25 protein-coding genes and 1 riboswitch are annotated in these 26,249 nt (G+C 65.0%); of the genes, 11 read left to right on the top strand and 14 right to left on the bottom strand.

The genetic code is table 11. From position 1 onward, the window contains the following. Positions 1–102: 102 nt before the first annotated feature. The 5 genes from AC1MFL_RS08890 to pxpA are packed head-to-tail and all read right to left on the bottom strand — an operon-like array spanning position 103 to position 4,354. Complete coding sequence (locus tag AC1MFL_RS08890) at positions 103–1,089, bottom strand: 5-oxoprolinase subunit C family protein (protein ID WP_479814894.1); 987 nt, start codon at positions 1,087–1,089, stop codon at positions 103–105. After that, entirely contained in the window at positions 1,079–1,984 is a 906-nt protein-coding gene (locus AC1MFL_RS08885; protein ID WP_479814892.1) for a 5-oxoprolinase subunit B family protein, read from the bottom strand. The genes AC1MFL_RS08890 and AC1MFL_RS08885 overlap by 11 nt, the downstream gene beginning before the upstream one ends. Further along, complete coding sequence (locus AC1MFL_RS08880) at positions 1,981–3,333, bottom strand: acetyl-CoA carboxylase biotin carboxylase subunit (protein ID WP_479814890.1); 1,353 nt, start codon at positions 3,331–3,333, stop codon at positions 1,981–1,983. The genes AC1MFL_RS08885 and AC1MFL_RS08880 overlap by 4 nt, the downstream gene beginning before the upstream one ends. Before the next feature lie 2 nt (positions 3,334–3,335). Then, positions 3,336–3,575 carry an acetyl-CoA carboxylase gene (locus AC1MFL_RS08875; RefSeq protein ID WP_185262745.1) on the bottom strand — a complete coding sequence of 80 codons (240 nt, stop codon included), beginning with the start codon at positions 3,573–3,575 and terminating at the stop codon, positions 3,336–3,338. A 35-nt stretch (positions 3,576–3,610) separates the two neighbouring features. Continuing rightward, positions 3,611–4,354: a 5-oxoprolinase subunit PxpA gene (gene pxpA / locus AC1MFL_RS08870; RefSeq protein WP_479814887.1), complete on the bottom strand. Its 744-nt coding sequence runs from the start codon at positions 4,352–4,354 to the stop codon at positions 3,611–3,613. A 120-nt stretch (positions 4,355–4,474) separates the two neighbouring features. Between pxpA and AC1MFL_RS08865 the strand changes: the two genes are divergently transcribed. Then, positions 4,475–5,920, top strand: coding sequence for a PucR family transcriptional regulator (locus tag AC1MFL_RS08865; protein WP_479814886.1), 1,446 nt, complete (start codon positions 4,475–4,477; stop codon positions 5,918–5,920). 266 nt (positions 5,921–6,186) lie between these two features. Here the strand turns inward: AC1MFL_RS08865 and AC1MFL_RS08860 are convergent, their stop codons facing one another. Beyond that, positions 6,187–7,257, bottom strand: coding sequence for a LacI family DNA-binding transcriptional regulator (locus AC1MFL_RS08860; protein WP_479814885.1), 1,071 nt, complete (start codon positions 7,255–7,257; stop codon positions 6,187–6,189). Between the two features lie 288 nt (positions 7,258–7,545). Between AC1MFL_RS08860 and AC1MFL_RS08855 the strand changes: the two genes are divergently transcribed. The 6 genes from AC1MFL_RS08855 to AC1MFL_RS08830 all read left to right on the top strand — a co-directional run bounded on the left by AC1MFL_RS08855 (position 7,546) and on the right by AC1MFL_RS08830 (position 12,914). Next, positions 7,546–8,610: an asparaginase gene (locus tag AC1MFL_RS08855; RefSeq protein WP_479814883.1), complete on the top strand. Its 1,065-nt coding sequence runs from the start codon at positions 7,546–7,548 to the stop codon at positions 8,608–8,610. Positions 8,611–8,622: 12 nt separating this feature from the next. Further along, a complete protein-coding gene (locus AC1MFL_RS08850) occupies positions 8,623–9,510 on the top strand; it encodes a polysaccharide deacetylase family protein (protein WP_069949753.1) in 888 nt (295 codons plus the stop codon). Next, positions 9,510–10,904, top strand: a complete 1,395-nt coding sequence (locus AC1MFL_RS08845) for an MFS transporter (protein WP_479814881.1) — start codon at positions 9,510–9,512, stop codon at positions 10,902–10,904. Before AC1MFL_RS08850 ends, AC1MFL_RS08845 begins: the two co-directional genes overlap by 1 nt. Continuing rightward, positions 10,901–11,668 (top strand): SDR family NAD(P)-dependent oxidoreductase, encoded by a 768-nt coding sequence (locus AC1MFL_RS08840; protein WP_479814879.1) that lies wholly within the window; start codon positions 10,901–10,903, stop codon positions 11,666–11,668. The genes AC1MFL_RS08845 and AC1MFL_RS08840 overlap by 4 nt, the downstream gene beginning before the upstream one ends. A 21-nt stretch (positions 11,669–11,689) precedes the next feature. After that, positions 11,690–12,412, top strand: coding sequence for an SDR family NAD(P)-dependent oxidoreductase (locus AC1MFL_RS08835; RefSeq protein WP_479814877.1), 723 nt, complete (start codon positions 11,690–11,692; stop codon positions 12,410–12,412). A 145-nt stretch (positions 12,413–12,557) separates the two neighbouring features. Continuing rightward, the gene (locus AC1MFL_RS08830) at positions 12,558–12,914 is read left to right on the top strand and encodes a hypothetical protein (protein ID WP_479814875.1); all 357 of its coding nucleotides are present in this window, start codon (positions 12,558–12,560) and stop codon (positions 12,912–12,914) included. Between the two features lie 33 nt (positions 12,915–12,947). Here AC1MFL_RS08830 and AC1MFL_RS08825 read toward each other — a convergent pair whose 3' ends face one another. Together AC1MFL_RS08825 and AC1MFL_RS08820 are read right to left on the bottom strand one after the other, a co-directional pair. Continuing rightward, positions 12,948–13,526 carry an MFS transporter gene (locus AC1MFL_RS08825; protein WP_479814873.1) on the bottom strand — a complete coding sequence of 193 codons (579 nt, stop codon included), beginning with the start codon at positions 13,524–13,526 and terminating at the stop codon, positions 12,948–12,950. A 263-nt stretch (positions 13,527–13,789) separates the two neighbouring features. Continuing rightward, complete coding sequence (locus tag AC1MFL_RS08820) at positions 13,790–14,188, bottom strand: hypothetical protein (RefSeq protein ID WP_479814871.1); 399 nt, start codon at positions 14,186–14,188, stop codon at positions 13,790–13,792. A 268-nt stretch (positions 14,189–14,456) separates the two neighbouring features. Here AC1MFL_RS08820 and AC1MFL_RS08815 point away from each other — a divergent pair, with 268 nt between their 5' ends. Further along, positions 14,457–15,434, top strand: a complete 978-nt coding sequence (locus AC1MFL_RS08815; protein WP_479814869.1) for an MIP/aquaporin family protein — start codon at positions 14,457–14,459, stop codon at positions 15,432–15,434. A gap of 500 nt (positions 15,435–15,934) precedes the next feature. Here AC1MFL_RS08815 and AC1MFL_RS08810 read toward each other — a convergent pair whose 3' ends face one another. Then, the gene (locus AC1MFL_RS08810) at positions 15,935–16,201 is read right to left on the bottom strand and encodes a GlsB/YeaQ/YmgE family stress response membrane protein (RefSeq protein WP_479814867.1); all 267 of its coding nucleotides are present in this window, start codon (positions 16,199–16,201) and stop codon (positions 15,935–15,937) included. 171 nt (positions 16,202–16,372) lie between these two features. Here AC1MFL_RS08810 and AC1MFL_RS08805 point away from each other — a divergent pair, with 171 nt between their 5' ends. Then, positions 16,373–17,077, top strand: a complete 705-nt coding sequence (locus AC1MFL_RS08805; RefSeq protein WP_479814865.1) for an SOS response-associated peptidase — start codon at positions 16,373–16,375, stop codon at positions 17,075–17,077. Positions 17,078–17,215: 138 nt separating this feature from the next. After that, entirely contained in the window at positions 17,216–18,460 is a 1,245-nt protein-coding gene (locus AC1MFL_RS08800; protein ID WP_479814864.1) for a macrolide family glycosyltransferase, read from the top strand. Between the two features lie 170 nt (positions 18,461–18,630). Here the strand turns inward: AC1MFL_RS08800 and AC1MFL_RS08795 are convergent, their stop codons facing one another. Beyond that, entirely contained in the window at positions 18,631–19,917 is a 1,287-nt protein-coding gene (locus tag AC1MFL_RS08795) for an MFS transporter (protein ID WP_479814863.1), read from the bottom strand. A 21-nt stretch (positions 19,918–19,938) separates the two neighbouring features. Then, positions 19,939–21,177, bottom strand: coding sequence for a M20 metallopeptidase family protein (locus tag AC1MFL_RS08790; protein ID WP_479814862.1), 1,239 nt, complete (start codon positions 21,175–21,177; stop codon positions 19,939–19,941). A gap of 121 nt (positions 21,178–21,298) precedes the next feature. On the opposite strand from AC1MFL_RS08790, the gene AC1MFL_RS08785 reads away from it, so the two are divergent. Then, entirely contained in the window at positions 21,299–22,351 is a 1,053-nt protein-coding gene (locus AC1MFL_RS08785) for an Lrp/AsnC family transcriptional regulator (RefSeq protein ID WP_479814861.1), read from the top strand. A gap of 48 nt (positions 22,352–22,399) precedes the next feature. Here the strand turns inward: AC1MFL_RS08785 and AC1MFL_RS08780 are convergent, their stop codons facing one another. Genes AC1MFL_RS08780 through lipA form a run of 3 tightly spaced genes read right to left on the bottom strand, consistent with a single transcriptional unit; the run spans position 22,400 to position 25,666 of the window. Next, positions 22,400–23,836, bottom strand: a complete 1,437-nt coding sequence (locus tag AC1MFL_RS08780) for an amino acid permease (RefSeq protein ID WP_479814859.1) — start codon at positions 23,834–23,836, stop codon at positions 22,400–22,402. Next, a complete protein-coding gene (locus tag AC1MFL_RS08775) occupies positions 23,833–24,660 on the bottom strand; it encodes a methylenetetrahydrofolate reductase (protein WP_479814857.1) in 828 nt (275 codons plus the stop codon). The genes AC1MFL_RS08780 and AC1MFL_RS08775 overlap by 4 nt, the downstream gene beginning before the upstream one ends. A 19-nt stretch (positions 24,661–24,679) precedes the next feature. Beyond that, positions 24,680–25,666, bottom strand: a complete 987-nt coding sequence (gene lipA / locus AC1MFL_RS08770; protein WP_479815402.1) for a lipoyl synthase — start codon at positions 25,664–25,666, stop codon at positions 24,680–24,682. A 204-nt stretch (positions 25,667–25,870) separates the two neighbouring features. Beyond that, a riboswitch (glycine riboswitch) is annotated at positions 25,871–25,968 on the bottom strand. Positions 25,969–26,249: the final 281 nt, after the last annotated feature.

Here is a 26,249-nt window from a genome sequence, read left to right as displayed (position 1 = left end):
CGAGCAGGACTCGGAGCCGCGTTGTTGACACTGAGTGCCAAGGGCTTCCGAGGGAGTGGAGCGCCTGCCGCTAACCGGCCGCCGCCATCACCTTGCTGCTCCTCAGCTGTCCGCGCCGAGGGCAGCCCGCGCGTTCTTCTTGCGTTCAGCAAGTTCCTTGCGCGCCACAAGGGCCTCCTCCAGGCTGACTGCTATGAACCTGGTGGATGTGCCGGGAGCGGCGCGGGCCACCAAATCCATGTCGGCGCTGATGACGGTGCCCACCATGGCGTACCCGCCACCGGAGACGGCATCGCGGTGCAGGATGATGGGTTGCGTTCCGCCCGGAATCTGGATGGACCCGACGGCGTAGCCGGCATCCACAATGTTGGACGGATCGGAACCTGCCCCGAAAGGCTGCTCGCGTTCCTTCCAGCTCACGCCGGGGCCGGAGTACCGCAATCCCATCCGGTCGGCCACCGGCGTCACCTTCCACTCGCCGTTCAGAAGGTTGTCCAGCCCTTCGTCGGTGAGTCGGTGGTCGTACAGGCCAAGGACAATCCTGACAGCTTGTTCCTTCTCGAACACGGGACGGAATTCCTCCGGCACCGTATCAGCGTCAGGCAGGGCTCCGCCGTTGAGCGGACTCCCGACGGGAACCTGATCGCCCGCTTCCAGCTTGCGGCCGTGGAATCCGCCGATTGCGCCCAGGCTGTAGGTGGACCGGCTGCCAAGCACCTCGGGAACATCGATGCCGCCCTGGACAGCAATGTAGTAACGCGTGCCGCCCCTGATGACCCCGAAGCTGAGCTCGTCGCCGGCGTGCAGCTGCAGCCGGGTCCACTGCGGCCGGGCTTCCCCGTTGATCCTGACCTCAACCGGGGCACCGGTGACGGCGATGACGGCATCCGTATCGGTGGTCAATACCGGGCCCAGGTAGGTGCATTCAAGAACGGCTTCCTGGGCCGTGTTGCCGACCAGTACATTGCCGAGTTCTGCAGAGTACTGGTCCATGGACCCGCTCTGCGGGATACCCACGTTGTAGTGGCCTCTGCGTCCTTGGTCCTGGACCGTGGTGGCCAGTCCGGGGTTCTTGATGTCAAACGCCATTGAGGGCCTCCATGAGTTCCTGGTTGTAGCCTTCGGGATTCCCCAGCGCTTTGGACAGATCGAAGGTCACGGGCACCTGCCGGTAGCGGAAGGTGCCCGCCGTGATTTCGTCCTGGATGCCGTTATATTCGGCCTCGTTGACCGGTTTGAACTTCACGATGTCGCCGGGTTTGAAGAACACCATGAAGTCCTTGAAGTCGGCCAAGGACTGTGTGGGGTCGAAGATCGGCGCGGCAGCGACTCCGAACATCTGGTAACCGCCCGCACCCCGGACGGAGTAGATGCAGCCGAAGCAGCCGCCGTGGCCAACGGTCAGCTTGGGGGTATCGGTGCGGGGGCTCAAATACTTGGGCACTTCCAGTTGCTTTTCCCGTTCAACCAGTTGGAAGAGGAACGGCAGTCCTGCGACAAATCCGACCATCGAGACAAGCCATGGCTGCTCGTGGTGGCGCTGGATGAATTCCGCGGCATCCTTGAGGTTGTTGACCTTGGCTGCGTAGTCTATGTCGGTGCCGCCGGGCTCCTGATGGAAACCTTCGCGGAATCGCTCCGCCACCTTTTTCGTAAACGGATCGTCGTACCAGACCGGTACTTCGACGATCCGGGTTTCCAGGGCCTGATCCTGATGGTGCGTCAGGTCCCCTTCAATCGTCCGGACGGTTTCTTCCAGGGTCGACGGCGGCAGGACGTCGGGATCGAACCTCACGAGCAGTGAGGCATTGGCAGGACAGACGTCCACGATGCCCGGCAGCTCCAAGGCTGAAAGCTTCGCGGCAATGGACATGACCTTAAAGTTGGCGGCCAGGCTCATCGATTCCGAGACCTCGACGAACAGGAATTCGTCTCCACCCCAGGTATAGCGGGCCTCCAACACGGCGGGTTCCGGGCTACTCATTTTGCCTCCATCAGATCGGCGACGGTTTCAATGAACTTCGAGTGGTGGCTGACGGCTGCGAATTCAGGCCGGCCCAGCAGCTTCTTGTGCACCGGGATGGTGGTTTTGACCCCTTCGATCCGGGTCTCGTCCAGCGCAGCCAGCATGGCCTCAATGGCGGATGCGCGGGTGTCAGCATGGACAATCAGCTTGGCAAGCATGGAGTCGTAGTACGGACTGACAGTGGAGCCGGCCTCGACCCCCGTGTCCACCCTGATGCCGACGCCAGAGGGCCATTCCATCGCCGTGATGAGGCCCGGGCTGGGGAAGAAGTTGTTGTCCGGGTCTTCGGCATTGATGCGGCACTCTATAGCGTGGCCGCTGAACTTCACGTCATCCTGCCTGAAGGACATCGCTCCGGTGAAGGCGATCAGCAGCTGTTCGCGGATGAGGTCGATCCCCGTGATTTGCTCGGTGATCGGGTGCTCAACCTGAATGCGTGTGTTCATCTCAATGAACGCGGCCTCCTGGTTGTCCGGGTCATAGAGAAATTCGACCGTTCCGGCGCCGCTGTAGCCGCATTCGCGGGCGAGCTCAACGGAGGATTCCCGGATCGTCTGGCGGACGCCGTCCGGGAGGTCCGGTGCCGGGGCTTCCTCCATGACTTTCTGGGACCGCCGCTGCATGGAGCAGTCGCGGTCGCCGAGATGGATGAAGCTCTTTCCATCGCCGAGGACCTGTACCTCCACGTGCCGGGCATGCTGGACAAATCGTTCAAGATACACCGTCGGATCGCCGAAGACGGATGCCGCTTCGCCGCGCGCCATCTCGATCGTCGCTAAGAGCTCGGCTTCGCTTTGCACAAAGCGGATGCCCCGGCCGCCGCCGCCAGCGGAGGCTTTGACCACCAGCGGATAGCCGATCCCGAGGGCCACGTCAACGGCGTCGGCCGCGGGATCCAGGGGGCCGTCCGAACCGCGCAGCACGGGGACTCCCGCCTTCCGGGCGGATTCCCTTGCCATGGACTTGTTCCCCATCATCTCGATGGCGTCCGCGTTCGGCCCAACCCAGATCAGGCCCGCATCGGCGACTTTCCGTGCGAATACAGCGTTCTCGGAGAGGAACCCGTAGCCCGGGTGGACAGCGTCGCAGCCGTTGTCCAAGGCCGCGGCGATGATGGCGTCCTGGTTCAGGTAACTGGCGGGGGCAGGAGCCGGACCCACGACGACGACGTTGTCAGCGGAAAGAGCGGCCATGGATTCGGCGTCGGGTTCGCTGGCCACCAGGAGTGTCTCGATACCCATTTCACGGGCGGTCCTGGCAATCCGCACGGCGATCTCGCCGCGGTTGGCGATCAGTAGTTTCTTCATGGTTATCCTTCGCGGACGACGACGATTGCATCGCCCGGGTTGACCATGTCGCCCTCGTTGACTTCGAATGACTCCAGGGTTCCGGCCACATCAGACTGGATTTCGGTGAACTGCTTCATGATTTCGATAATGCCCAGGGTCTGTCCGACCTCGATGGTGTCGCCTTCATTGGCGAAAGGCGGTTTGCCCGGGCCAGGCTTGCGGTAAAAGATGCCGGGGAGCGGGGAAACGATGGTTGCCACGGGTTGCTCGCTTTCAGATGGTTGGATGGATCGGTTCAGCCCAAGACCGCGCGCACGGCGGTGGCTACAGCAACAGAGTTGGGTGCGTCGGAGTGGACGCAGATGCTTCGGAACGGGATGTCCAATTCGGTGCCGTCAACAGCAAGCACCGGCTGGCCGGCCAGGGCCCGGGTGACGCGCTCGGCGGCGGCGTCGGGGTCCGTGGGAGCCGGCCGGCGCTGGATCAGCAGCTCGCCGGCCGAGCCGTAATTGAGATCAACATAGAGTTCCGGCACGAACTCCACCCCCATGGCCCGGCACACGGATTCGTGGGCGGTTCCCGCGAGTCCGTAGAACGGGACGCCAAACTGCGCGGCAGTTCCGGCAGCGGCATGCATCAGTTCCTCATCGCCAGCCAGCATTCCGTAGAGGGCGCCGTGGGGTTTGATGTGGTTCAGTTCAAGCCCGTGCTTGCCGAGAAATGCCGTCAGGGCTCCGGTCTGGAAGAGGATGATCGATTCGACCTCAGCCGGGGTCAGCACCATTCGACGGCGTCCGAATCCCACGAGGTCAGGCAGGCCGGGGTGGGCTCCCACTGCCACGCCATGCTCAGCGGCCAGAGCCACGGTCCGGTTCATGACGTCCGGATCGCCGGCGTGATAGCCGCAGGCGACGTTGGCGACGTCGATAATCCGCATAAGTTCATCATCGTGCCCAAACTCGTGAAGACCGAGGCCTTCGCCCATATCGGAGTTCAAGAGCACACGACTTGGAGTGTCTGAGGTCACAGTGGTTTGCATGGGTGCAACGCTACTCAGCATTTCGAGTTGCCGATATTGTGCAGGCCGCTGAATCTGGCGGCTTGAATTATGCTTATTGCACTGTGCAGCGGGTGACTCCCGCCATCCTTGGAGGCCTCCTTGCGTATCTCAGATCTGGCGGACGACGCCGACCTCAATATCCGCCTGCGCGTTACGGGCGGCGAGGGTCGCCTGGCTCGACCCATCACCTGGTGCGCCCCGACGGAACATATGGACCCCACGCCCTTCCTCAGCGTGAATGCCCTTGTGCTGACCAACGGCATGGGCCTGAACGTCACGGACTTCAGGATCTGGGACGCGTACGTAGAACGGCTGGCGGCCGTGCCGGTCTCCGGGCTGGCATTCGGGCTGGGCGCCGCGCACAGCGAGTTGCCGGCCGGCCTTATCCAGGCCTGCGAGGCGCACGGCCTGCCCCTGCTGGAACTGCCTCCTGAGGTGCCCTTCGTGCTGATCATGCGCCATGTGGAGCAGGCCATCGCCGCCGAGCGCTACGAGGAGCTGCGAAAGGGCTGGGAGCTGGCCGATGAATGCACCCGGTTGGCGGCCGACGGGCATTCCCTCTTTGAGGTTCTAGAGCGGGTGGCGGACGCCGTCAACGCGAGGGTGGCCGTGATCGACCGCAATGCGTTCGAGCTTGTTTCCGCGGGGGCGGCCCACGGCGGGCCCACGCGGACCGCGCTGCGCCTGCCCAGCGGCGAATCCGAGCAATTCCGGCTTGCCATCGAGGGAATCGGGAGCGACATCGTGCTGCAGCCCATTCTTGGCCCCGTGGCTGCAGTCATCGCGATGCAGCTGAGCTACACGCTGGGCTCGCATTCGCCCCTGCATTCCCGGGAGGCCTCACGCTTTGTGGAGGCCCTGTATGAGGACCGCGGTGAGCCGTCGGCGCCGTTGCGCCGCTACGCCCTCGAATCCGGATTTGATCCGGACGGCGATTGGGTCGCGGTGCTGATCGGCAGTTCGGAAGAAGTAGCCCCGGCAAAGCTGCGTGCCATCGCCTGGCGCGCACGCGTGGGGCTGCAGGCCGGGTTCAGCACGGTGAGGTTCATGGAGGAATCCGGGCTCACGACTCTTCTGTTGCAGCACCGGCACGGAGCAGCCGATCTGCTGGATGCCACACGGGGGTTTTTTACGGACGCCCCGGAGCTGTCCGTCGTCGTCTCCGAATCCCTAAGCCTCAGCGAATTGCCGCTGGCGCTGCAGCTTGCCCGCCGTCACGTTGGGCCGGCCGGCGTGCACCAGGCGCCGCTGGCCGATCTCGCCGGCATTGTGCAGGGGCTGCCCAGCCCAGGCCTGGTGGCCATGTGCCAGCGGCTGTTGGCCCCGTTGGCCGCCGACGGCCGCAGCGCCTTGCGGGAGACGTTCGACGCTTACCTGCGCCACAGTGGGAATTCCGCGAAGATCTGCGACGAGCTCTTTATCCACCGAAATACGCTCAGCTACAGGCTGCGGAAAATCGGGGAGCTTCTCAAACTGGATTTGTCAGACGGCGAAGTCCGCGCCACTTGCGTGCTCGCCCTGAGCATCACCACGGCGCTTCAATAATCCTGTGGTCGCACCGTGGCCCGATGCGCGTAAGTCTTCTGATCTCGTTGGCATTTCGTGTGCCCGAGATGGGTCCGGGGGCCCGCGACGGCGACGCTCTTGAAGGCGGGACGCCGTTCTATCGGTGCGCTCACGAGTCTTCCCAGGCCCCGGCACGTGAGGGAATGGATGCGGTTGAAAGTCGTAGCAACAGTGAAACCCGGACGAATATGCCCGCAGCGGCGACGCCCCTGTGCCGGTTGGTCGGCCATGTTCCGGAGGCTGAATCAAATGCTGCCCGGTGGCACCGGAACCGCGGCCGGGGGCTCCGTCCGGGCGCTGCTTTCCCGCACGCACAGGGTTGGTTTCAACCTGATGGATTCGACGTGTTCGCCGTCAAGGACGCGCTGCAGGAGCTGTACCGCCGTCCGCCCGATGTCCAGCATGGGGGAACGGACCGAGGACAGCGGGATCGGAAGCTCCGAGGCCAGGGATGTGTCATTGAAACCCACGACCGCCATGTCATGGCCGACAGTGAGGCCGTGGGACCGAAGTGCTCCCATGGCGCCGATCGCTGCGAAGTCATTAACGGCGAACACGGCAGTGGGACGGGGATTGCCGTCGGTCAGGATTGTCTCGGCCGCTTTCCTTCCGCCGGCAGTGTCGAACCGGGACCAGACCACGGCTTCCTGGGGAATCTTGCCCCCCAGGGATTGCCATCGGTCGGCGAAACCGGCTGTCCGGTCGACGGCGGTGCTCGCGTAGGGCTCACCGGCGATCACGGCTACGTTCCGATGCCCTTTGCTCCACAGATGGTCGGCCACAAGCTGGCCGCCGAGGACGTCGTCGCAGGTGGCGGACGGGTAACCGGGTACGCGGCGGTTCATGAGCACGAAAGGGACCTTGCGGGCGGTCAGATCCCGCAACAGGCTGCTGTCCAGATGTGCGTCTCCGATGATCAGCCCGTCCACCCGGCGGGCCAGCATGGTGTCCGTTTTCCGGCGTTGTTCCTCCGGGTCGTCCCGGGAGTTCATGACAAACGTGGAATAGCCAAGCTCAGCTGAGGCCTCTTCAATGCCCTCGTACATGATGGCGAGGACAAGATCCGAAAGCCGGGGAACGATCACGCCCATGAGCCGGGTCCGTCGCGTCCGCAGGCCGGCGGCCTGTGGGTCCGGGGAGTAGCCCCGCTTCCGTGCCAGATCGCGCACGCGTTCGGCAGTTGCAACGGAGGCCGCCCCCCGCGCCACGTCGGAGCCCGAGTGCAGGATCCTGGACACGGTCGACGGGTGGATGCCGAGCTCATTGGCAAGGTCCTTCAGCGTGACTGTGCGGCCATCGGCCGTGATTTCCTTCATTAGTTCCCCTGCTGCAGCTCAAGAAGACGTCATCATCAAGACTGCCCGATAAGGTGCGGAAATCTGGCCCTAGGACCCTTGACGTGTCTCAGCTCACATTCTATAGTCATTTTACCCCCCTAACCCAATCGATTGGGTAGGCGGGCATACGCCGGCAAAGCGGCGGAGTGTTTACGCGCCGAAACACCGTGCGGCATCTGGGGGAAACATCGCGAAGATACTTTTTATCCAACAACCCAATCGATTGGGTAGGCGTCTGGGAGCAGATGCAGGACTAATGGAGCGAAAATGACCGTCACAGATTCGGGCAGCACCCATGTGGTGCTACTCGCCACGGGAGGAACGATTTCCTCCCGCGGCTCCGAGGCCGGAGGGGGCGCGGTGGCGTCGGACACGGGGGAGCAGGTGTTCGCCAGCTTGGGCGTGCCAGCGCCCCATCCGGTCCGTGTAGTCGACGTCTTCCGGAAGGGTTCGTACCTGCTGACCGTCGACGACATGATCGCTATCTGCGCCAGGATCCGCGAGGCCTTCACCGACCCGCAGGTTCTGGGTGTCGTAGTCACCCACGGCACGGACACGATGGAGGAGACGGCATATCTGGCGGATCTCACACATGATGATCCCCGCCCGGTCGTCTTCACCGGAGCGCAGCAGGCTGCCGATTCCCGGGCCCCCGACGGCCCCGGCAATCTGGCCCGTGCGATCGCAGTCGCCGGTTCCCCGGAGTCCCGGGGGAAGGGTGTGCTGCTGGCGTTTGCCGGGACCATCTTCCCTGCGGCCGGAGTGCGGAAGTGCCACACAACGAGGCTTGATGCCTTCGCTAACCCGGATTTCGGAACGGCTGGATCGGTGAGCGAATCGGGCGAGGTCAGTTTGAAGCCAGCACGGCCCGCAATTGCCCCGTTGCCATTACCTGGCAGCGGGGCCGGTTCGCCTCGCGTGGACCTCGTCGCTGCTTATCCGGGGGCGGATGCCGCCCTCTTGCGAAGTTCCCTTCAGGCCGGGGCGGCGGGGATTGTGCTCCAGGGAACGGGATCGGGCAACGCCAACGGCGAGATATGCCGGGAGGTCGCCCAGGCGACCGCGGCCGGCGTCGTGGTGGTGACGAGCACCCGGGTGGAGGCCGGCGCCGTCGTGCCCCTGTATGGCGACGGCGGCGGTGACGACCTGCGTGCGGCGGGTGCCATCTCTTCGGGGCTGCTCAGGCCATCCCAGTCGTTGGTCCTCCTCAGCCTGCTGCTCCGGCTCGGCACACCCGCGGCCCGCATCGCGGAAAGCTTCACCCTCCGGGGCGCGGCCCCGGACCACCCCGAAACCAAAACCCCTCAAGATAACCCAGCAAAAACGCAATGAAAGGTTGAACTCATGACTAAGGACATCCAAGTCGCGTTCGGCGTAGACGTGGACGCCGTAGCCGGAATGCTCGGCTCCTACGGGGGCGAGGATTCCCCGTGCGATATCTCCCGCGGCCTGTTCAGCGGCGAGGTCGGCGGCCCGCGTCTTATCCGTCTCTTCGAGAAGTACGGCCTGCCAGCCACGTGGTTCGTGCCCGGCCACTCCATCGAGACTTTCCCGGACCTGACCCGGATGATTGTGGACGCGGGACACGAAATCGGCGTCCACGGATACTCGCATGAAAACCCCATCGCCATGACCCGCGATCAGGAGACGGCCATCCTGGACCGGTCGATCGAACTCATCGAAAAGGTGTCCGGCCGTCGCCCCACAGGCTACGTCGCTCCATGGTGGGAATTTTCCCCGGTCACCAACGAGATCCTCCTGGAACGGGGGATCAAGTACGACCACTCCCTGATGCACCGCGATTTCGAGCCCTACTACGTGCGGGTCGGTGACAGCTGGAAGAAGATCGATTACACCAAGGCCGCGGAGACCTGGATGGAGCCGCTCGTCCGTGGCAAGGAGACCGACCTCGTCGAGATCCCGGCCAACTGGTATCTGGACGATCTTCCTCCCATGATGTTCATCAAGGCGGCCCCGAACTCCCACGGCTTCGTCAGCCCCCGGGACATCGAACAGATGTGGCGCGACCAGTTCGACTGGGTGTACCGGGAGATGGACCAGGCAGTCTTCACCATGACCATCCACCCGGATGTCTCGGGCCGCCCCCAGGTCCTGCTCATGCTTGAACGCCTCATCGAACACATCAATTCTCACGAGGGCGTCAGCTGGCTCACGTTCGACCAGATCGCGGACTCCTTCCTCGCACGCAGCCCCCGAAAGGAAAACCAGTAATGACCATCCAGCAGCCCGCCGTCGACCTGACGAAACCCGCACCCAACGAGAAGCGCCGGTTCCCGGTCTTCTCCAAGCGCCATACGACCACCGCCACCGTGTTGGCCCTGCTGGCCTGGACCGTAGCCGTGTTCGACTACGGACTTTTCGGCACCCTCCTGCCGGCCATGCAGGAGGAGTTTGGCTGGAGTGCGACTGAAGCCTACGCAATCAATACCTGGATCGCCGTCGGTACCGCGATCGTCTGCTTCGGCATCGGTCCCGTCATTGACCGGCTCGGCCGCCGCAAGGGCATGATGACGACCATCGGCGGCACCGCAATCGTCTCCGGCCTGACGGCCCTGATCCCCACCGGAATCCCGTTCCTCAGCAACGGCCTGCTTGTGCTGGTCCGTTCCTTCGGCGGACTCGGATTCTCGGAGCAGGCAGTCAACGCGACCTACATGAACGAGGTCTACCAGGTCACGGAAGTCGCCGATAAGCGCAAGCGCCCCGGCTTCCACTACTCCTTCATCCAGGGCGGCTGGCCCCTCGGCTTCCTGCTCGCCAGTGCACTCGCCCTGGCCTTCCTCCCGTCCCTCGGGTGGCGAGCCCTGTACCTCATGGCCACTGTCCCGGCAGCGGTCATCGTTTGGGTCATAGCCAAGAAGCTCAAGGAGACCCCCCAGTTCGAACTGCACCACAAGCTGACCGAACTTGAGAAGAGCGGCCAGCCCGACGAAGCCCACGCCCTGGCCCACGCCTACGGCGTCGAACACTCTTCCGCGGCCCCGCTCAAGCGCATCTGGGAACCGCACCTGCGCCGGAACACGATCGTCTTCTCGCTGGCCTGGATCTTCAACTTCTTCGGCATCATGATCTTCAGCATCCTTGGCAGCTCCGTCCTGAAGAACGCCAAGGGTGTTGAACTCTCGGACGCCTTCTGGATGCTGATTGTCATCAACTTGCTGGCGTACTTCGGCTACGTCTTCCACGGATGGCTCGGTGACAAGATCGGCCGCAAACGGACCATCATCGGCGGCTGGATTCTCTCGGGCATCTCCTTCTCGATCATGCTCAGCCCCATCGCCACGAGCCCCTTCATGATTATCCTCACCTACGGTGCGGGACTGTTCTTCCTGGTCGGGCCGTACGCGGCAATCCAGTACTTCATGGCCGAGTGCTACCCCGTCAGCTGCCGCGCCACCGGCACCGCCTTCATTGGCGCCATGAGCCAGCCCGGCACCATTCTTGGCGGCGCGCTGTTCACGGCAGCGGCAGCCAGCGCGGGAACCGGCGCAGCGGCCCTGTGGGTCGGCGCGGCCGGCACGCTGTTCTCCGGCCTCCTGATGATCGCCGCCAAGCCGCCGGAAGAGGCACTGCTCGAGGACCACCCGCACGAGGTTGAAGTATGACAACGGAGACAAGGGTGGCTGTTATCACTGGAGCGGCCAGTGGCATTGGACGGGCCCTCGCGGTCCACTACGCCCACCGCGGCGTGCATTCGGTGATCGGCACCTTTCCCGGTGACCCGCACGACCCGGAAGAGACCCTCCGCCTGGTGAAGGACGCGGGTGGCCGCGGGGTTATCCACGAAGTGGATGTCCGCAGCACACCGTCCGTCGATGCGTTCGCCGAACGCGCCGTCGAAGAGTATGGCCGTCTGGACTACGCGGTGGCCAACGCGGGAATCCTCCGCAACTCGCCGCTGGGCGAGATGACCGATGAGCGGTGGCACGACATGCTCGACGTCGACCTCACCGGCGTGCTGCGGACCCTGCGTGCCGGGTCCGCAAGGATGACCGACGGAGGAGCGATGGTTGCCGTGTCCTCCATTGCCGGAGGTGTCTACGGGTGGGAGGAACATGCCCACTACGCGGCCGCCAAAGCCGGCGTCCTGGGGTTGGTCCGCAGCGTGGCCGCCGAGCTTGGACCGCGCGGCATCCGCGCCAACGCGGTCATCCCCGGACTCATCGAGACGCCGCAATCCCTGGACCCGGTGAACTCGCTGGGGCCCGAAGGGCTGAGACGCGCCGGGCTGGAGATCCCCTGCGGCCGGGTGGGACGACCCCAGGAGGTCGCCAGCGTGATCGGCTTCCTGACCTCCGATGACGCCGTCTATGTCACGGGCCAATCCCTGATAGTCGACGGCGGCCTCACCATCAAGATGCGCGCCTGAAAACGCCCCGGAAGGACAAGAATGAACAACCCTGACGCCTCCCGTCACGCGGAGGGCCGCGCTGTTGTGGTCACCGGCGGAGCCAGCGGCATAGGTAAGGCCATTGCCGAAGCCTTCACCGCCAACGGCGACAGAGTGGCGGTCCTCGACCGGTCCGGCGCGGCGGGAACCATCGCCGTCGACGTCTCAGACGAAGCGAGCGTGAGGGCTGGTTTCGACGCCGCACGCGCCGAGCTTGGGAGCATAGATATTCTCGTGAACAGCGCGGGTCTTCTGACGGAATCACCGCTGGAGGACATGACCCTGGCCATGTGGAACGAGACGATTGCCGTTGACCTGACGGGGGTCTTCCTGTGTTGCCGGGAGGTGGTGGGACAGATGCGGCAGCAGAAGTGGGGCCGCATTATCAACATCGCCTCCCAGCTGGCCATTAAGGGCGGCACCGGGCTCAGTCACTACAGCGCCGCCAAAGCCGGGGTGGTGGGACTGACCAAGGCTCTGGCCCTGGAAGTGGCCGGTGACAACGTGCTGGTCAACAGCATCGCCCCCGGCCCCATCGAGACGCCCCTGGTTGACGGCATTTCAGAGGACTGGAAGGCGGCGAAGCGTGCCGGACTGCCGCTGCTGCGCTTCGGTCTTACGGCCGAGGTCGCGCCCACGGCGCTGCTTCTCGCCAGTGATCCGGGGGGCAACCTGTATGTCGGTCAGACGCTGGGGCCGAATTCCGGCGACGTCATGCCTTAGGGAGGGGGTCACTCACATGTGCGGTGCGTGCGGGCGAAGTGTCGTGAGCGACCCCGTACTGGGGCCGGTCCGGACGATGCGGCAGCACCTGGTTGTCGCCCAAACGATTAACGACGTCTGCCGATCGTGGCCCGGGGCCCCGAAAGTGGCTGCCACCGGCGACGGCTGGCTGGTTGCGGGACCCACGGGTGCCACCGTGGCCGTCGCGACGGTGGAAGCGCTGTGGTCCGCTGTTCTCCCAAGCAGCCCGGGAGCGGCGCTGTCGAATCTGCATCGTGTCGGGGACGGCCCAGGTGCTTCGGAAAGTTCCGGCGCCACCGCGCGCACCGGCGGCTTGGAGGAAGGGGTCCTGGCGGCTGGAGACTTGGCGGCAGCGCAGTTGCAGCCGGAGGACTTGTCGCTCCGTGTTTTGAATCTTGGCCACCGCATGGCGCGTAATGCGGGCAAGGCTTTGGGATCGCAAAAGCGGAGCACTCCAGAGGACAGCCTGACCGACGTCTGATCAACGGAGCGAAACCGGCTGTGTTGGAGGGACCTAAGGCGTTGGGGTCGATGAGTGCCCGGCGTGGGCGGATTTTTCACGGGGGCCGGCGGGGTAGCCGCCGCGGCGGCTGGCCATGATGATCGCAAGGGCTGCCGCCGTCGGGACTGCTGCCGCCGTCGGGACTGCTGCTGCCAGCGGGACGAACTGGGCCCCGACGGTGGTTAGGGCCAGGGCGCCGTAGCCCGCGCCGACGGCGATGCCCAGCTGGATGGTGACGACCGTCAGGCCGTTAGCCGCATCCTTGTGTTCACCACCGTCGCGGAGGATCGCTGCCTGATTGTAGATGCCGATGGCCCCAAATGCGGTTCCCCACAGGGTCACCAGCACGAGTTCGCCCGCCCAGGTGCCGCCCAGCAGGGGCAAGAGCGCGAAGGAGCCCACGAGCAGGGCAACCGCGCACATCAAGGAGCGCCGCGGACGGGAATCCGCCGTGGGGCCCGCAATCCTGATCCCCACCAGGCTGGAGACGCCCACGACGGACAGGGTCAGGCCAGTGAAGGTATCCGGCAGTCCGGAGGCCTGAAGGAACGGGGCGATGTAGGTGAAGAGGGTGAAGTGACCCAGGAGCAAGAGATGAGGAGCCGGCCGGAACGCACTTCGAGGGCCTGCACTACGAGGCCGCCGCCGTCGCCCGGGATTGCGGCAGGGCACCTGGAGGCCCCGCAACGGCCGCTCGCCGAATCCAACCGGACCATGGCCACCGCCGACGCCATCAGGAACCAGCTCGGGATAGTGTTCCCCGGCGAACGTTCCGAGGCGTCGAGGACCGACGGGACCTCGAGTCCTGCGTGGCTAAGAGGCCATAGCGCAGTCCGGCGCTTGCTGCACCACTTTTACTTGTCTGAGCTGCTTTTCGGTTCTGGGCCGGCACTCTTCTTGCGGAGGGGATCTACGGCACCACCCGTCCCGTAGTTGCCTTCGGAGTACTGCCCGATTTCGGATTCAGCGGTGCGCTCCGAGGTCGATCCCGCATCCCCGTAATCGGCTTTGACGTAGCGTCCCGATGCCTTGGCCTTGTTTCCCAAAGGTTCTGGCAGGCCGCCTTCGCTTCCTGCCGTCCCGTAGTCCCCTTCGATGTATTGGCCCTCCTCGTCGTCGGCATGACGGCCGCGCTCGACGCCGGCCTTGCCAAAGTCGCCTTCGACGTACCGGCCCCGCAGGTCTGGTTCTTCCGGCTTCTCTTCCGGGCCTGTCTCACCCGGGGTGTGTTCGAAGCCGCTGTTGTCGGTCATGATCGTGCCTTTCCCGAAACGAACTCTGCGTCTTCTGCGGCGCAATTCAAGTCTAGCGAGGGCTGCGCAATCACGACAGATCGCCCCCTCACTGACGAGGCCTGCCGGTCAGGGGGAGCGGACGCGGTGCGGGCTCGCTGGCTTTGATGGGGTTCCCGGAGCTCAGGTCTTCAGTCCATGGCGTCCTGCAGCTATCCCGCGTAGCATATGGCTGCTGGGGTTGTCAATTTACGCAGGTGAAGCAGATGACTCAAGGGAGGCACTCGCGATGAGTGATATCAGTCCGCTAAGGAATGCGGTCCGTAACGGCAGTGGCCTCAAACGATTAGGTGGGACTTGGGGTGAACTTCTTGCAGAGTTTCTAGGCACTTTTGTCCTGATCTCCTTCGGCGACGGCGTCGTGGCTATGGCTGTCGCCGCCTTGCCAGGATCTGGCCGGGCTGCGACGTCCACGACGATCTTCATGGCCGCCGGAGACTGGCTCTTGATTACCTGGGGATGGGCCCTGGCTGTGACCATGGCGATCTATGTTGCCGGTGGCGTCAGCGGCGCGCACATCAATCCGGCCGTGACCGTGGCATTCGCGGTCCGGCGTAAATTTCCCTGGAGCAAGGTCGGCCCCTATATCGTGGCCCAGGTCTTGGGGGCCTTCGCCGGGGCCGCGATGGTGTACCTGCTCTATCACGATGCTATCGACGCGTTCAACAAGGCTGTCGGCACTGGCCGTGCGGATCCCAAAGGGCTTGCCAGCTACTCCATCTTCGCCACTTTCCCCGCTCCCTACTTCAACGGCAACCCCGTGGGCCCGCTGGTCGACCAGATAGTCGGCACCGCGTTCCTTGTCATGTTCGTGGTGGCCATTATCGACATGCGCAATACGGCCGTCCAGGCGAACCTGGGTCCGTTCATGATCGGGCTGGCGGTGGCCGCCATCGGCATGTCGATCGGCGCGAACGCAGGCTACGCCATCAACCCCGCCCGTGACTTCGGGCCGCGGCTGTTTGCCTGGCTGGCCGGCTGGGGGCAGACGGCGCTGCCGGGCACCGTCGAAGGGGCCTTCAGCTGGTATTTCTGGGTCCCAATCGTCGGACCCCTGGTCGGCGGCGTGATCGGGGTGCTGATCTACGACTGGTTCATCGGTGACGTCCTGCATGCCCGGGTCAGGTTGCAGGAATCCACGCCTCCAGGCCGGGCAGGCGGGGAACGTCCTCCGGCCGCCGAACCGAAAAGGACGGCCGGCAAATAGGCAGTCGAAACGGTGCTGGGTTTCCCACGAAGGTCGGTTGGCGTGGCGATTAGTTGACCGCCGCAACACGTGCCGGGGGCCGGGTCGACGGTCGCCTGGAGATAGTCGACCTCGAAGGCCACGCTGCGCAGCCCCAGCTCATTCGCCATTGCCGCGGGCGATCCGGGCCGGTGGGCGGGCCGGGCAAGCTCGCGAGCTCCAGCCGGGTACCTCCGTCGGGTGGCCGCAGCATGATGATCTCAGTGCGGGAGTCGGGGATGCCGATGACCGTGTCGAGGAACTCGCCCTCCACGAATGTCCTCCCCTCGACCTCGAGACCCGAGCCGACGACGAATGCCGTCACCGCGTTGAGTTCTGCAGCAGTGATGCTTTTAGTCGTGGGCCGCCTCGGAAAGCGGCCGCTGGTTCGCAGACCTCGTCAGGGTTGCCGGCGGGCGGAACGCGGACCGACCATCCGGAAACCTAATGCGCCTTGGGAAGGATGGTGCCGGACGTGGCCTCTATGCCCTGCTTCTGCGGCCGGCCACGGCGCCATAGATCAGAAGGACTATGACGGCACCCAGGATGGAGAGGAGCCAGGTCCGAAGATCGAAGAAGTCACCAAGGCCGCCGCCGAAGATCAGTGAACCGATCCAGCCTCCCAGGATTGCGCCCACGACGCCGAGAACAAGCGTGATCACCCAGCCACCTCCCTGGTGCCCGGGAAGGATCGCCTTGGCGATAGCGCCAGCGATAAGACCCAGAATGAGAAACGCGAGAAAACCCATGACTGCACGTCCTTTCGATTCACGGTCGTGGAAGGCGGCCGTAACCACGGTTCTATCAGCATGCTTAGTGTCATGCAATGGCCCGGGCCGTCTTCATCGCGTCGGCCCGTGAAGGGCCAGGTTTCAGTCCGGACAATGGACCTCACGCGGTCCCGTGGGCACAATAAACCCATGTGCGGCAGATATGTGATGTCCAAAGCCACAGGCGACCTCCTCAGCCATTTCGAAGCCAAGGAGGCCGAGGGCAGCCCGCCGCCGCCCAGCTGGAATGTGGCCCCCACCCAGGACGTGCCCATCATCGCCGAGAAGCTGGACGACGACGGGGTCGACCGCCGGCTGTTGATCGCACGCTGGGGTCTGGTCCCGTCCTGGGCCAAGGACACCAAGATCGGCTCGCGGCTTATCAACGCCCGCAGTGAATCGATTTTGGACAAGCCCTCGTTCCGGAAGGCGGTCATCAAGCGCCGGGCCCTGATTCCCGCGGAGGGATATTACGAGTGGCAGAAGGCCGAGGACGGGACGAAGATCCCGAATTATCTGTACTCCGAGACTGATGATGTGCTGGCCTTCGCCGGACTATATGAGTTCTGGCCGGACCCGTCTCTGCCTGAGGGTGACCCGCACCGGTGGCTGCTCAGCTGCACAGTGTTGACGACCACGGCCCATGATTCCCTCGGCCACGTCCACGACAGGGCACCCCTCATCGTTCCACCAGGGATGTATGCCCGGTGGCTGGATCCGGAAACAACGGACAGGGACAAAGTGCAGGAGCTGCTCGAAGCCATCCCGGAGCCAGTCCTGACCCCCAGGGTGGTCACCGACCGGGTCAACAGCGTCCGAAACAACGGCCCGGAGCTTATTGAGCAGGCTCCCTGAAGAGTCGGGATTTACCGTGTCCGGGCTGAAGTCTCATGGCCATCCGGATGCCACGTACGTACGATGATGGAAAACCCGCAATCCGGCTGGCCTCGCCGGTGGACGGGGTAGCCCCTGCCCGTCGGAGGAGCAGCGAACATGCATTTTGCCTTCATTTGTCTGCCTGCTGCGGGCCATGTGAATCCCACGTTGCCGGTTGTTGCCGAGCTTGTCCGGCGGGGCCACCGTGTCACCTATGCAACCTCGGCGAGGTACGCCGGAGCGGTCGAGTCCGCCGGCGCCGTCTTCTTTGAGAGCGGCGAGGACCTCGCCTCCCAGTTTCCCCGGGTCGGCAGCCCGCCTGGCGACGGGGCGGCGCCTCCGCGGACGGGGATGTTGGCGGGCTTGGGATCAGGGATGATGTCCGGTCTCCTGGAGCGGCTGCTGGAGAGGGCGAGGGAGGAATTCCCTGCCCTAATGGCCCGGCTGACCGCGGACCCGCCGGACGCGGTGTGTTACGACGCCATGACCCTGGCAGGGAAGATCGCCGCCATGAAGCTCGCCGTGCCCGACATTGCGCTGCTGCCGACCTACGCCGCCAACGAATATTTCTCCCTGCGGGAGCTGATGCCGGCCCGCCCGCCGGCCGAAATGATTAAGGCCTGGAAGCAGGTCCGCCAGCTGATCGATGATTTCGCCGCCGAACAGGGTCTGGCCCAATTCAACTTCATGGAAGGGCCGTCGGCTTCGTTGAACATCTGCTTCATCCCGCGGGAATTCCAGCCAGCGGGGGAGACCTTTGACGCGAGCTTCCGCTTTGTCGGGCCTTGCCTGGGCCCCAGAGGCGCTGAGCAGGCTTGGCAGCCCCGCAGGGGAGACCGCCCGCTGGTTTTCATTTCGCTGGGCACCACACCGTTGAACGACCGCCCGGAATTCTTCCGGATGTGCCTGGAGGCCTTCGCCGCCACCCCCTGGCAGGTGGCCATGGCCGTCGGCGACCGCATCACGGTATCCGAGCTGGGGCAGATCCCGGACAATGTTGAAGTCCGCGCGTTCTTCCCGCAACTGGATGTCCTGGGCCATGCCGACGTGTTTCTCTCCCACACAGGGATGAATTCCACCATGGAGGCCCTGTACTACGGGGTTCCGTTGGTGGCCTTCCCGCTGCAGCCGGAACAGGAAGCCAACGCCCGTCGCGTCGAGGAACTGGGACTGGGACGCCGGCTCCCCGCAGAAGCGCTCTCACCGGCACTGATCCGAACGGTCATTACCGAAGTCAGCGACGATCAGGAAATCCGGCGCAACGTCCGGGCCATGAAGCAGCGCATCCGCGGGTCCGGAGGCCCGGCGGCCGCCGCCGACGCCATCGAGGGCTACCTGTCGGCTGTGGGACACCCGGCCTAAGAGGGTCCCCCATCTACAAGTTTCTCGAAACCCAGGTGTTCTGAAGGGCCCCGGACACACAAACGCCAATTCCGGGCAGCTCCGCACAATGCGAGCTGCCCGGAACCGGCGTGATATTCAGACATGCCGCGCATGGAGCCGATCGGGCTCGGGGCCCCGGCGCTGTGCGCCTAGTGCGTCAGGTCCTTGCCCTTGGTCTCCGGGATGGTGAAGACGAACAATGCGCTGACGATCAGGAGCACCACGGCGTACAGGTTGAAGGCGTTGGCGAGGCCGATGCCACCAAGCCAGGTCTGCAGGTACGGGGCGGTCCCGCCGAACACGGCCACGCAGATGGAGTACGGGACGCCGACGCCGATGGTCCGGATGCTGGTGGGGAACAGTTCCGCGTAGACGGCCGGAACAATCGCGGCGCTGGCGGCGATGAAGATCAGCATGACGGACATGGCCACGGCCAGCTGCCAGGCCGAGTCCTTCAGCAGCCAGGTCATCGGGAAGTGCATGACGGCGGCTCCGGCCGCTCCGGCCCAGAGCACCTTCTTGCGGCCGATCCGGTCGGACAGCTTGCCCCAGAAGGGCAGCGCGGCAATGAACACGAGGTTCGCGACCACGCTGGCCCACAGGGTTTCACCGCGGTCGATCTTCAGGACGGTGGCGGCGTAACTCGGTGCCACGACACCCCAGATGTAGTAGATCACCGTGAGGCCCACGGTCAGCCCGACGACCTGGAGGGCCTGCTTGCGGTGCTGGACAATCTGCGGCCAGATCGCGGCGCGCTTCTCGGAGGTCGACTCGCCCTCGAAGGCCTCGGACTCGTGCAGCTTGGAGCGCATGATCAGGGCATACAGCCCCATGACGGCTCCGACGAGGAACGGGACGCGCCAGCCCCAGGCGTTCATGGCATCGGTGCTCAGCGTCATGTTCAGGATCGCGCCCAGCAGGGTGCCGGCCAGGATTCCCACCGTTCCCGAGGTGTAAATCAGGGTGGCCCACAGGCCGCGCTTCTCTTTCGGTGCGACTTCTGAGAGATAGGTCTGCGACGACGGCAGCTCGCCGCCGTGGGCCAGGCCCTGGATCAGCCGGGCGAGCAGCAGCGTCAGCGACGCCCAGACCCCGACGGTCGCGAAGGACGGGGCGACGCCGATCATGAGGCTGCCCAGCGATGCGAGGCCGACGGCGAGCGTCATGGATGTCTTGCGGCCGACGCGGTCGCCGATCCAGCCGAACAGGAACCCTCCGACCGGCCGGGCCACGAAGCCGACGGCGAAGATGGCCAGGGTGGCCAGCACCGCCGAGGCGGGGTCCGCCTTGCTGAACAGCTGGCTGGCGATGAAGGGGGTGAACGTGGCGTAGATCGCCCAGTCGTACCATTCGACGGCGTTTCCGATGCCCGTGCCGAGGAGGGTCTTCCGCGTGGCCGCCCGGGTGGCGAGCTGCGGGTTAACGATGGTGGACATGATTTCTCCGGGGAAGTAGGGCTAGGAAGCGGCGGAAATGGGGCGGCCGGCGGCAAGCGCGGCGATGCGGGCAATGGCAAGCTCCGCGTAAAGCGCTGCCCCGTCGGCGAGGACGCCGTCGTCGAACGTGGCGTACGGGGAGTGGTTGAACGCCGTGGAGGCATGGTCCGCCCCCGGGGCGACGGCGCTGAGCCCGATGAAGGTGCCCGGCACCTCTTCCATCACCCTGGAGAAGTCCTCGGACCCGCTGAGCGGGGTGGCCCAGCGGGTCAGCCTGGCGTCGCCGAACAGGTCCTGGATGGTCCTCTCGGCGGTGAGGGTCTCGTTTTCGTCCGTGATGCTCAGCGGGTATTCCCCGCGGTATTCGACCTCCACCTCCAGGCCGTGGGCGTGGGCGATGCCTTTCAGGAGCGTGGGAACGGCGGACATCATCCGTTCGCGGGAGGCGTGCGAGAACGTCCGGACGGTGGCCTCGATGCGCGCCGATTCGGGGATCACGTTCCGTGCGGTGCCCGCGTGCAGGACGCCGACGGTCAGGACTACGGGGTCGAACATGTTGAACTGCCGCGTGATCATGACCTGCAGCGCGGTCACCATCTCGGCGGCTGCCGTGACGGGGTCCTTGGCCGCGTGCGGGGCGGAGCCGTGGCCGCCGGCGCCCAGGACCGTGACGAACAATCCGTCCGAGGCGCTCAGCATGACGCCCGGCTTGGTGGCGAACTGGCCGTAAGGCTCCAGGGATGAGAAGACGTGCATGCCGTAGGCGGCGTCGGCGCGGCGGCCCGCGGCGTCAAGAACCCCTTCGCGGATCATATGGCCGGCGCCGTCCCAGCCCTCCTCGCCCGGCTGGAACATCAGGACGACGTCGCCGGCGAGCTGCCCGCGGCGCTCGGCCAGCAGGGTGGCGGCGCCGGCCAGCATCGAGGTGTGGAGGTCGTGGCCGCAGGCGTGCATGGCGCCGTCGACCCGGGAGGTGAAGTCGGCGCCGGTGCGCTCCTGGACCGGAAGGCCGTCCATGTCCGCGCGCAGCAGGACAACGGGTTTGTCGGCCGAAGTGTGTGGTGCGCCGCCCCGGAGGACGGCGGTGACCGACGTCGTCGTGTCGCCGAGGGTGATCTCGTACGGCAGCCCGTCGAGGGCTTTTAGGACTTTTTCCTGGGTCCGGGGGATCTGGAGGCCGATTTCCGGTTCCCGGTGCAGCTCGTGGCGCAGCCGGGTGATCTCGCCGTGCAGTTCCCTGGCGTCCTCTGTGACCGACATATGTTCCCGCTTTCCGAACGATTGGTAAGTGCCTTGCACCCATTGTGGGGTGACTGGGATCACAGGACCGGAAATGGCTGGAAACGCGCAGAAGTATGATTGCTGGGACAGGATTCATGCAGTGGCGGAGGAGGTTCCGGTGGAGATCGGTGAGGAAGACCTTCAGCTGATCAATGCGCTGCAGATTGCGCCGCGGATCAGCTGGTCGGATGCCGCCGGCATTCTGGGCGCCCACGCCACCACGCTGGCCGCCCGCTGGGAGCGGCTGAAGTCCTCCGGTGCCGCCTGGAGCACGGCCCATCTGATGGGAGATCCGAAGCAGATGTGCCTGGCGCTGGTGGATGTGGACTGCGAGATGAAGCTGCGCGCCGAGGTCACAGCAGCGCTGGCGGCCATCCCCGAAGTGGTCACCGTGGAGGAGGCTGCCAGCAACCGTGACCTGATGCTGACCGTCATCACGCCCACCCTGGACCAGTTCAACGACGTCGTGCTTGCGCAGCTCAAAGTGATCCCGGGCCTGACCAAGTACCAGACGTCGCTGTGTACGCGTCTGCATTCCGGCGGTTACGCGTGGCGGCTGAACGTGCTGGACAAGTCGCAGAAGGCCGCGCTTCAGGCGCTCGCGGGACCCGAGGCTGCCGGGCCGGCGCCGGCCGGCAACCAGGGTCCGCCGCTGCCGCCGAGCCATCTGGAGTTGATCCCGTTCCTGGCAATGGACGGGCGAGCGGCGGCTGCCGACATTGCCCGCGCCCTGGGACGCAGCCCGGCCACCGTCCAACGGCAGCTGAATCGTGTGCTGGCCAGCCAGATTCTCTCGTTCCGGTGCGAAATCGCGCAGAACTACTCGGGATATCCGGTCAGCTGCCAATGGTTCGCCAACGTCCCGCCCGGCCAGCATGAAGCCGCCGCTGCCGAGCTGCGCAGCTTCCGCAACGTCCGGCTCAGCGCTTCCACCACGGGCCGCACCAACTTTGTGATCCTGATGTGGCTGCATTCCCTGGCGGAGGTTATGAGCGCCGAACAGGCACTCCAGCTGCGGATCCCCGGAATTCAGCTCGTGGAAAGTGTGGTGGTGCTCAACACCGCCAAGCGGGTCGGCTGGATGCTGAACCCGGACTCGACGGCGACCGGCGCCGTCGTCGTGCCCGCTGCGGAGCCGGCGCTGCCGGTGTGAGCGCCGAAGCGGGCCTTTGCTGGAGGTGGCCCGGAGTCTGTGGGGTGTTTATTGCTGTACCCGGTCCTGGGCGAGCTCGGCCTGGAACGCCGCGTAGCGGGCCAGGTGTGCGGGGCGGCGGCGCAGGATGTACCAGGCGATGCCCAGCAGGACGAACCAGATGGGCGTGACCAGCAGGGCCAGGAGGGTGTCGGGCTGGGTGGTCAGTGCCCAGAGCACGAAGGCGAAGAAGGCGAAGACCACCCAGACCATCGGGATGCCGCCGGGCATCTTGAACCTGGAGGCTTCATGCAGCTGCGGACGGCGCCTGCGGAAGGCAATGTAGCTGGCCAGGATGATGGACCAGACGAAGACGAAGCAGACCGCGGATACGGTGGTCACCATGTCGAAGGCCTTGCCGATGTCCTGTCCCGCGTACATCAGCACAACGCCGGAGAGCAGGAGAACGCACGTCAGGAACAGGGCATTCCGGGGCACTTTGCGGCTCGAGAGCGCGCCAAACGCGGCCGGGGCGTCGCCCTCCTGGGCCAGCCCGTACACCATGCGGGACGTGGAGTAGATGCCGGAGTTGGCGGAGGACATCGCCGAGGTCAGCACCACCAGGTTGACCACCGTGGCGGCGGCGCCCAGGCCGGCCAGGGAGAACATGGCGATGAAGGGGCTGTGTCCGGCGCTGAACTGGGTCCAGGGTGTGACGGACATCAGGATGATCAGTGCGCCCACGTAGAAGAGCAGCACACGCACGGGGATGGAGTTGATCGCCCGGGGCAGGTTCTTCTCCGGATCCTTGGCCTCGGCGGCCGTGGTGCCCACGAGCTCAATTCCCACAAAGGCGAACACGGCAATCTGGAAACCGGCCACGAAGCCCATGAATTCGTTCGGGAAGAAGCCGCCGTGGCTCCACAGGTTGCTGAAGCTGGCCGGTCCGGCGTCGGAGCTGAACCCGCTGAGGATCATGAACAGGCCGACCACGATCAGGGCCGCGATGGCAACGATCTTGATCAGGGCGAACCAGAACTCCGTCTCGCCGAACGCCCGCACCGTGGTCAGGTTCAGCAGCAGGAGGATGGCGATGGTGACCAGGCCGGGGATCCACAGCGGGAGGGTCGGCCAGAGTTCCTTGGAGTAGCCGGCGATGGCAATGACATCCGCGATTCCGGTGATCACCCAGCAGAACCAGTAGGTCCAGCCGGTGAAGAACCCGGCCCAGGGGCCGAGCAGGTCCGCGGCGAAGTCGCTGAAGGACTTGTAGTTCAGGTTGCTCAAGAGCAGCTCGCCCATCGCGCGCATGACGAAGAACAGCATGAAACCGATGATCGCGTACACGAAGATGACGGAGGGTCCGGCCGCCGAAATAGTCTTGCCCGAGCCCATGAACAGCCCGGTGCCGATGGCGCCGCCGATCGCGATCAGCTGGATGTGGCGGTTGCTGAGCTGCCGGTCAAGGTGGGGGGACGGCGCCAGCGTTTCAGCCTGGGTCTTCATTTTGCTGCTCCTGAAATTGACGCGAGTACGGTTGCCGCGGGGCCGGGCGGCGGGGTTGCCCCGTCGGTTGCCGCGGTCAGGTGGTTGAAGGTGTAGAAGTGGATGCCTGCAATTTTGCCCGGGTGTTCAGCCAGCCCGGAAATCAGGCTCGCAGGCTGGTAGCGTTCCCCGCTGAGGAGCCGGCGGGCCAGCGGGCCCTTGCGGCTGAGGAATTTCAGCGAGGCGCCGACGCCGATCTGGGTGCCAAGGGCGACCAGCTTGGTTCTGGGTACGGCACCGGGGACACCCGCCCAGACCGGCAGTTCCACGCCTTCGCGGCGCAGCAGGCCCACGTAGTCCACGATCTTCGGGGCGGAGAAGCACATCTGCGTGACGATGCGGCTCGCCAGGTGCTGCTTGGCCAGCAGTGCATCCAGCAGGTCGAGCCCGCCGACGGAGGGGTGGCCCTCGGGGTAGCCGGCGACACCGATGGAGATGCCGCCGCCGGTGTAGTGGGCGATGTCTTCCATCAGCTCCGCCGCCGTGCCGTAGGGTCCTGCGGCCCGCTGGGAGTCCCCGCCGATGGCAAAGACCTCCCTGATGCCGGCCGCGTCGCACTCGCGCAGGATTCCGACGAGCTGGGGGCGCTCCTGCAGGGCACGCGCCGCGAGGTGCGGGACCACCGTGTAGCCCAGCTGGGCCAGCTCGACTGCCACACGCATGGTGCGCCCGATGCCGTGGTGGGGCAGGCAGGTGATGCTGAGTGTTGTGCCCAGGGGCACGGCCGCAGTGACTTTGTCGACGATGCCCTCGGAGGGGATGATTTCCAGTCGGGTGGGGAACATCTTGGGTCCTTTACGGGTGTCAGGCGCCGGCATGGGCCGCGAGGAGTGAGCTGGCTTCCTGGCGGGTGGTGCCGGAGGACTCGATGTGGGCGAGGTGGCCCGGGATGTCCCAGCCTTTCTTGCGCATCGCGGTGGCCCAGAGCCGGCCGGCGCGGTAGGAGGACCGCACCAGGGGTCCGGACATGACGCCGAGGAAGCCGATTTCGTCGGCTTCGTGCTGCAGGTCCACGAATTCCTGGGGTTTGACCCAGCGGTCCACGGGGAGGTGGCGTTCGGAGGGGCGCAGGTACTGGGTGATAGTGATCAGGTCGCAGCCGGCGTCGTGGAGGTCCTGGAGGGCTTCGGAGATTTCCCCGCGGGTCTCGCCCATGCCCAGGATCAGGTTGGATTTGGTGACCATGCCGAGTTTGCGGCCCTGGGTGATGACGTCCAGGGAGCGGTCGTAGCGGAAGGCGGGGCGGATGCGCTTGAAGATCCGCGGGACGGTCTCGACGTTGTGGGCGAAGACCTCGGGTTTGGACTCGCAGATCGCTTCGATGTGTTCGGGTTTTCCGGAGAAGTCCGGGATCAGGAGCTCGACGCCGGTGCCGGGGTTCAGTTCGTGGATCTTGCGGACCGTTTCGGCGTAGAGCCAGACGCCCTCGTCGGCGAGGTCGTCGCGGGCCACGCCGGTGACGGTGGCGTAGCGCAGCTGCATCGCCTGGACCGAGCGGGCGACCTTGGTGGGTTCGAAGACGTCCACGGGGGAGGGTTTGCCGGTGTCGATCTGGCAGAAGTCGCAGCGCCGGGTGCATTCGGAGCCGCCGATCAGGAAGGTGGCTTCCTTGTCTTCCCAGCATTCGAAGATGTTGGGGCAGCCGGCCTCTTCACAGACGGTGTGGAGGCCCTCTTTTTTGACGAGGTTTTTGAGCTGGACGTACTCGGGGCCCATCTGGACCTTGGCCTTGATCCATTCCGGCTTGCGTTCCACCGGGGTGGCCGCATTGCGCTGCTCGATCCGCAGCATTTTCCGGCCTTCTGGAGCCAGGGTGGAAAGGGAGGGCTTGTTCGTCACGGGGAACTCCATAATTCAGGTCGCACCGAGGGCGCGACGATGATTCGGGTTCCTCCCCGCTCTGTATGTGACCTGAGAGTTTCCGCGGCCCTGCGCTTACAGGGTGCCGCTTGCACCGTCGGTGAGCCCGCGTAACGGACTGCTTTCCAGAGTTGCCTCGCCGCGGCGGTACGTGGGCCTGAGAGATTCCTGGGGAGGATTTGCTCCTACGGCGCCTGCAGAACGTACCGGCAGGACTCTCCCGCCGCAGATCATAAGCATGTGTCGCTTGTGGGTGACACAACTCACACAGTAGCCGCTGTGCGGACCACGCACAAAAATTACTTCCGGGGCGTCAGATATTTTCGCTGTGCTACTTCCACTGCTTGGGCCACTTGACGTTCATCAGCAGCAGTCCCAGCAGGAGCGCGTCGATGGTCATAATTGCGGCCATGAGGTAGGCCCAGCCGATCATCATGAGTTGTTCACCGCCGACCGACAGCCGGCAGCGCGGGGGTGCATCAGAATGCCCATGACAATCTCCTGACTTGGAATC

The sequence above is a fragment of the Arthrobacter sp. BG3 genome (assembly GCF_056680185.1).
Note: the sequence above shows the minus strand (reverse complement) of the source record. Positions and strands in the feature narration are given on the sequence as shown.

Bases quoted from the DNA above. Each gene is read 5' to 3' on its own strand.
- AC1MFL_RS08805 (WP_479814865.1), top strand. From the start codon at position 16,373: ATGTGCGGCAGATATGTGATGTCCAAAGCCACAGGCGACCTCCTCAGC.
- AC1MFL_RS08835 (WP_479814877.1), top strand. From the start codon at position 11,690: ATGAACAACCCTGACGCCTCCCGTCACGCGGAGGGCCGCGCTGTTGTG.
- AC1MFL_RS08790 (WP_479814862.1), bottom strand. From the start codon at position 21,177: ATGTCGGTCACAGAGGACGCCAGGGAACTGCACGGCGAGATCACCCGG.
- AC1MFL_RS08815 (WP_479814869.1), top strand. From the start codon at position 14,457: ATGAGTGATATCAGTCCGCTAAGGAATGCGGTCCGTAACGGCAGTGGC.
- pxpA (WP_479814887.1), bottom strand. From the start codon at position 4,354: ATGCAAACCACTGTGACCTCAGACACTCCAAGTCGTGTGCTCTTGAAC.
- AC1MFL_RS08840 (WP_479814879.1), top strand. From the start codon at position 10,901: ATGACAACGGAGACAAGGGTGGCTGTTATCACTGGAGCGGCCAGTGGC.
- lipA (WP_479815402.1), bottom strand. From the start codon at position 25,666: ATGCTGCGGATCGAGCAGCGCAATGCGGCCACCCCGGTGGAACGCAAG.
- AC1MFL_RS08880 (WP_479814890.1), bottom strand. From the start codon at position 3,333: ATGAAGAAACTACTGATCGCCAACCGCGGCGAGATCGCCGTGCGGATT.
- AC1MFL_RS08810 (WP_479814867.1), bottom strand. From the start codon at position 16,201: ATGGGTTTTCTCGCGTTTCTCATTCTGGGTCTTATCGCTGGCGCTATC.
- AC1MFL_RS08780 (WP_479814859.1), bottom strand. From the start codon at position 23,836: ATGAAGACCCAGGCTGAAACGCTGGCGCCGTCCCCCCACCTTGACCGG.
- AC1MFL_RS08855 (WP_479814883.1), top strand. From the start codon at position 7,546: ATGACCGTCACAGATTCGGGCAGCACCCATGTGGTGCTACTCGCCACG.
- AC1MFL_RS08820 (WP_479814871.1), bottom strand. From the start codon at position 14,188: ATGACCGACAACAGCGGCTTCGAACACACCCCGGGTGAGACAGGCCCG.
- AC1MFL_RS08800 (WP_479814864.1), top strand. From the start codon at position 17,216: ATGCATTTTGCCTTCATTTGTCTGCCTGCTGCGGGCCATGTGAATCCC.
- AC1MFL_RS08845 (WP_479814881.1), top strand. From the start codon at position 9,510: ATGACCATCCAGCAGCCCGCCGTCGACCTGACGAAACCCGCACCCAAC.
- AC1MFL_RS08795 (WP_479814863.1), bottom strand. From the start codon at position 19,917: ATGTCCACCATCGTTAACCCGCAGCTCGCCACCCGGGCGGCCACGCGG.
- AC1MFL_RS08885 (WP_479814892.1), bottom strand. From the start codon at position 1,984: ATGAGTAGCCCGGAACCCGCCGTGTTGGAGGCCCGCTATACCTGGGGT.
- AC1MFL_RS08860 (WP_479814885.1), bottom strand. From the start codon at position 7,257: ATGAAGGAAATCACGGCCGATGGCCGCACAGTCACGCTGAAGGACCTT.
- AC1MFL_RS08890 (WP_479814894.1), bottom strand. From the start codon at position 1,089: ATGGCGTTTGACATCAAGAACCCCGGACTGGCCACCACGGTCCAGGAC.
- AC1MFL_RS08850 (WP_069949753.1), top strand. From the start codon at position 8,623: ATGACTAAGGACATCCAAGTCGCGTTCGGCGTAGACGTGGACGCCGTA.
- AC1MFL_RS08775 (WP_479814857.1), bottom strand. From the start codon at position 24,660: ATGTTCCCCACCCGACTGGAAATCATCCCCTCCGAGGGCATCGTCGAC.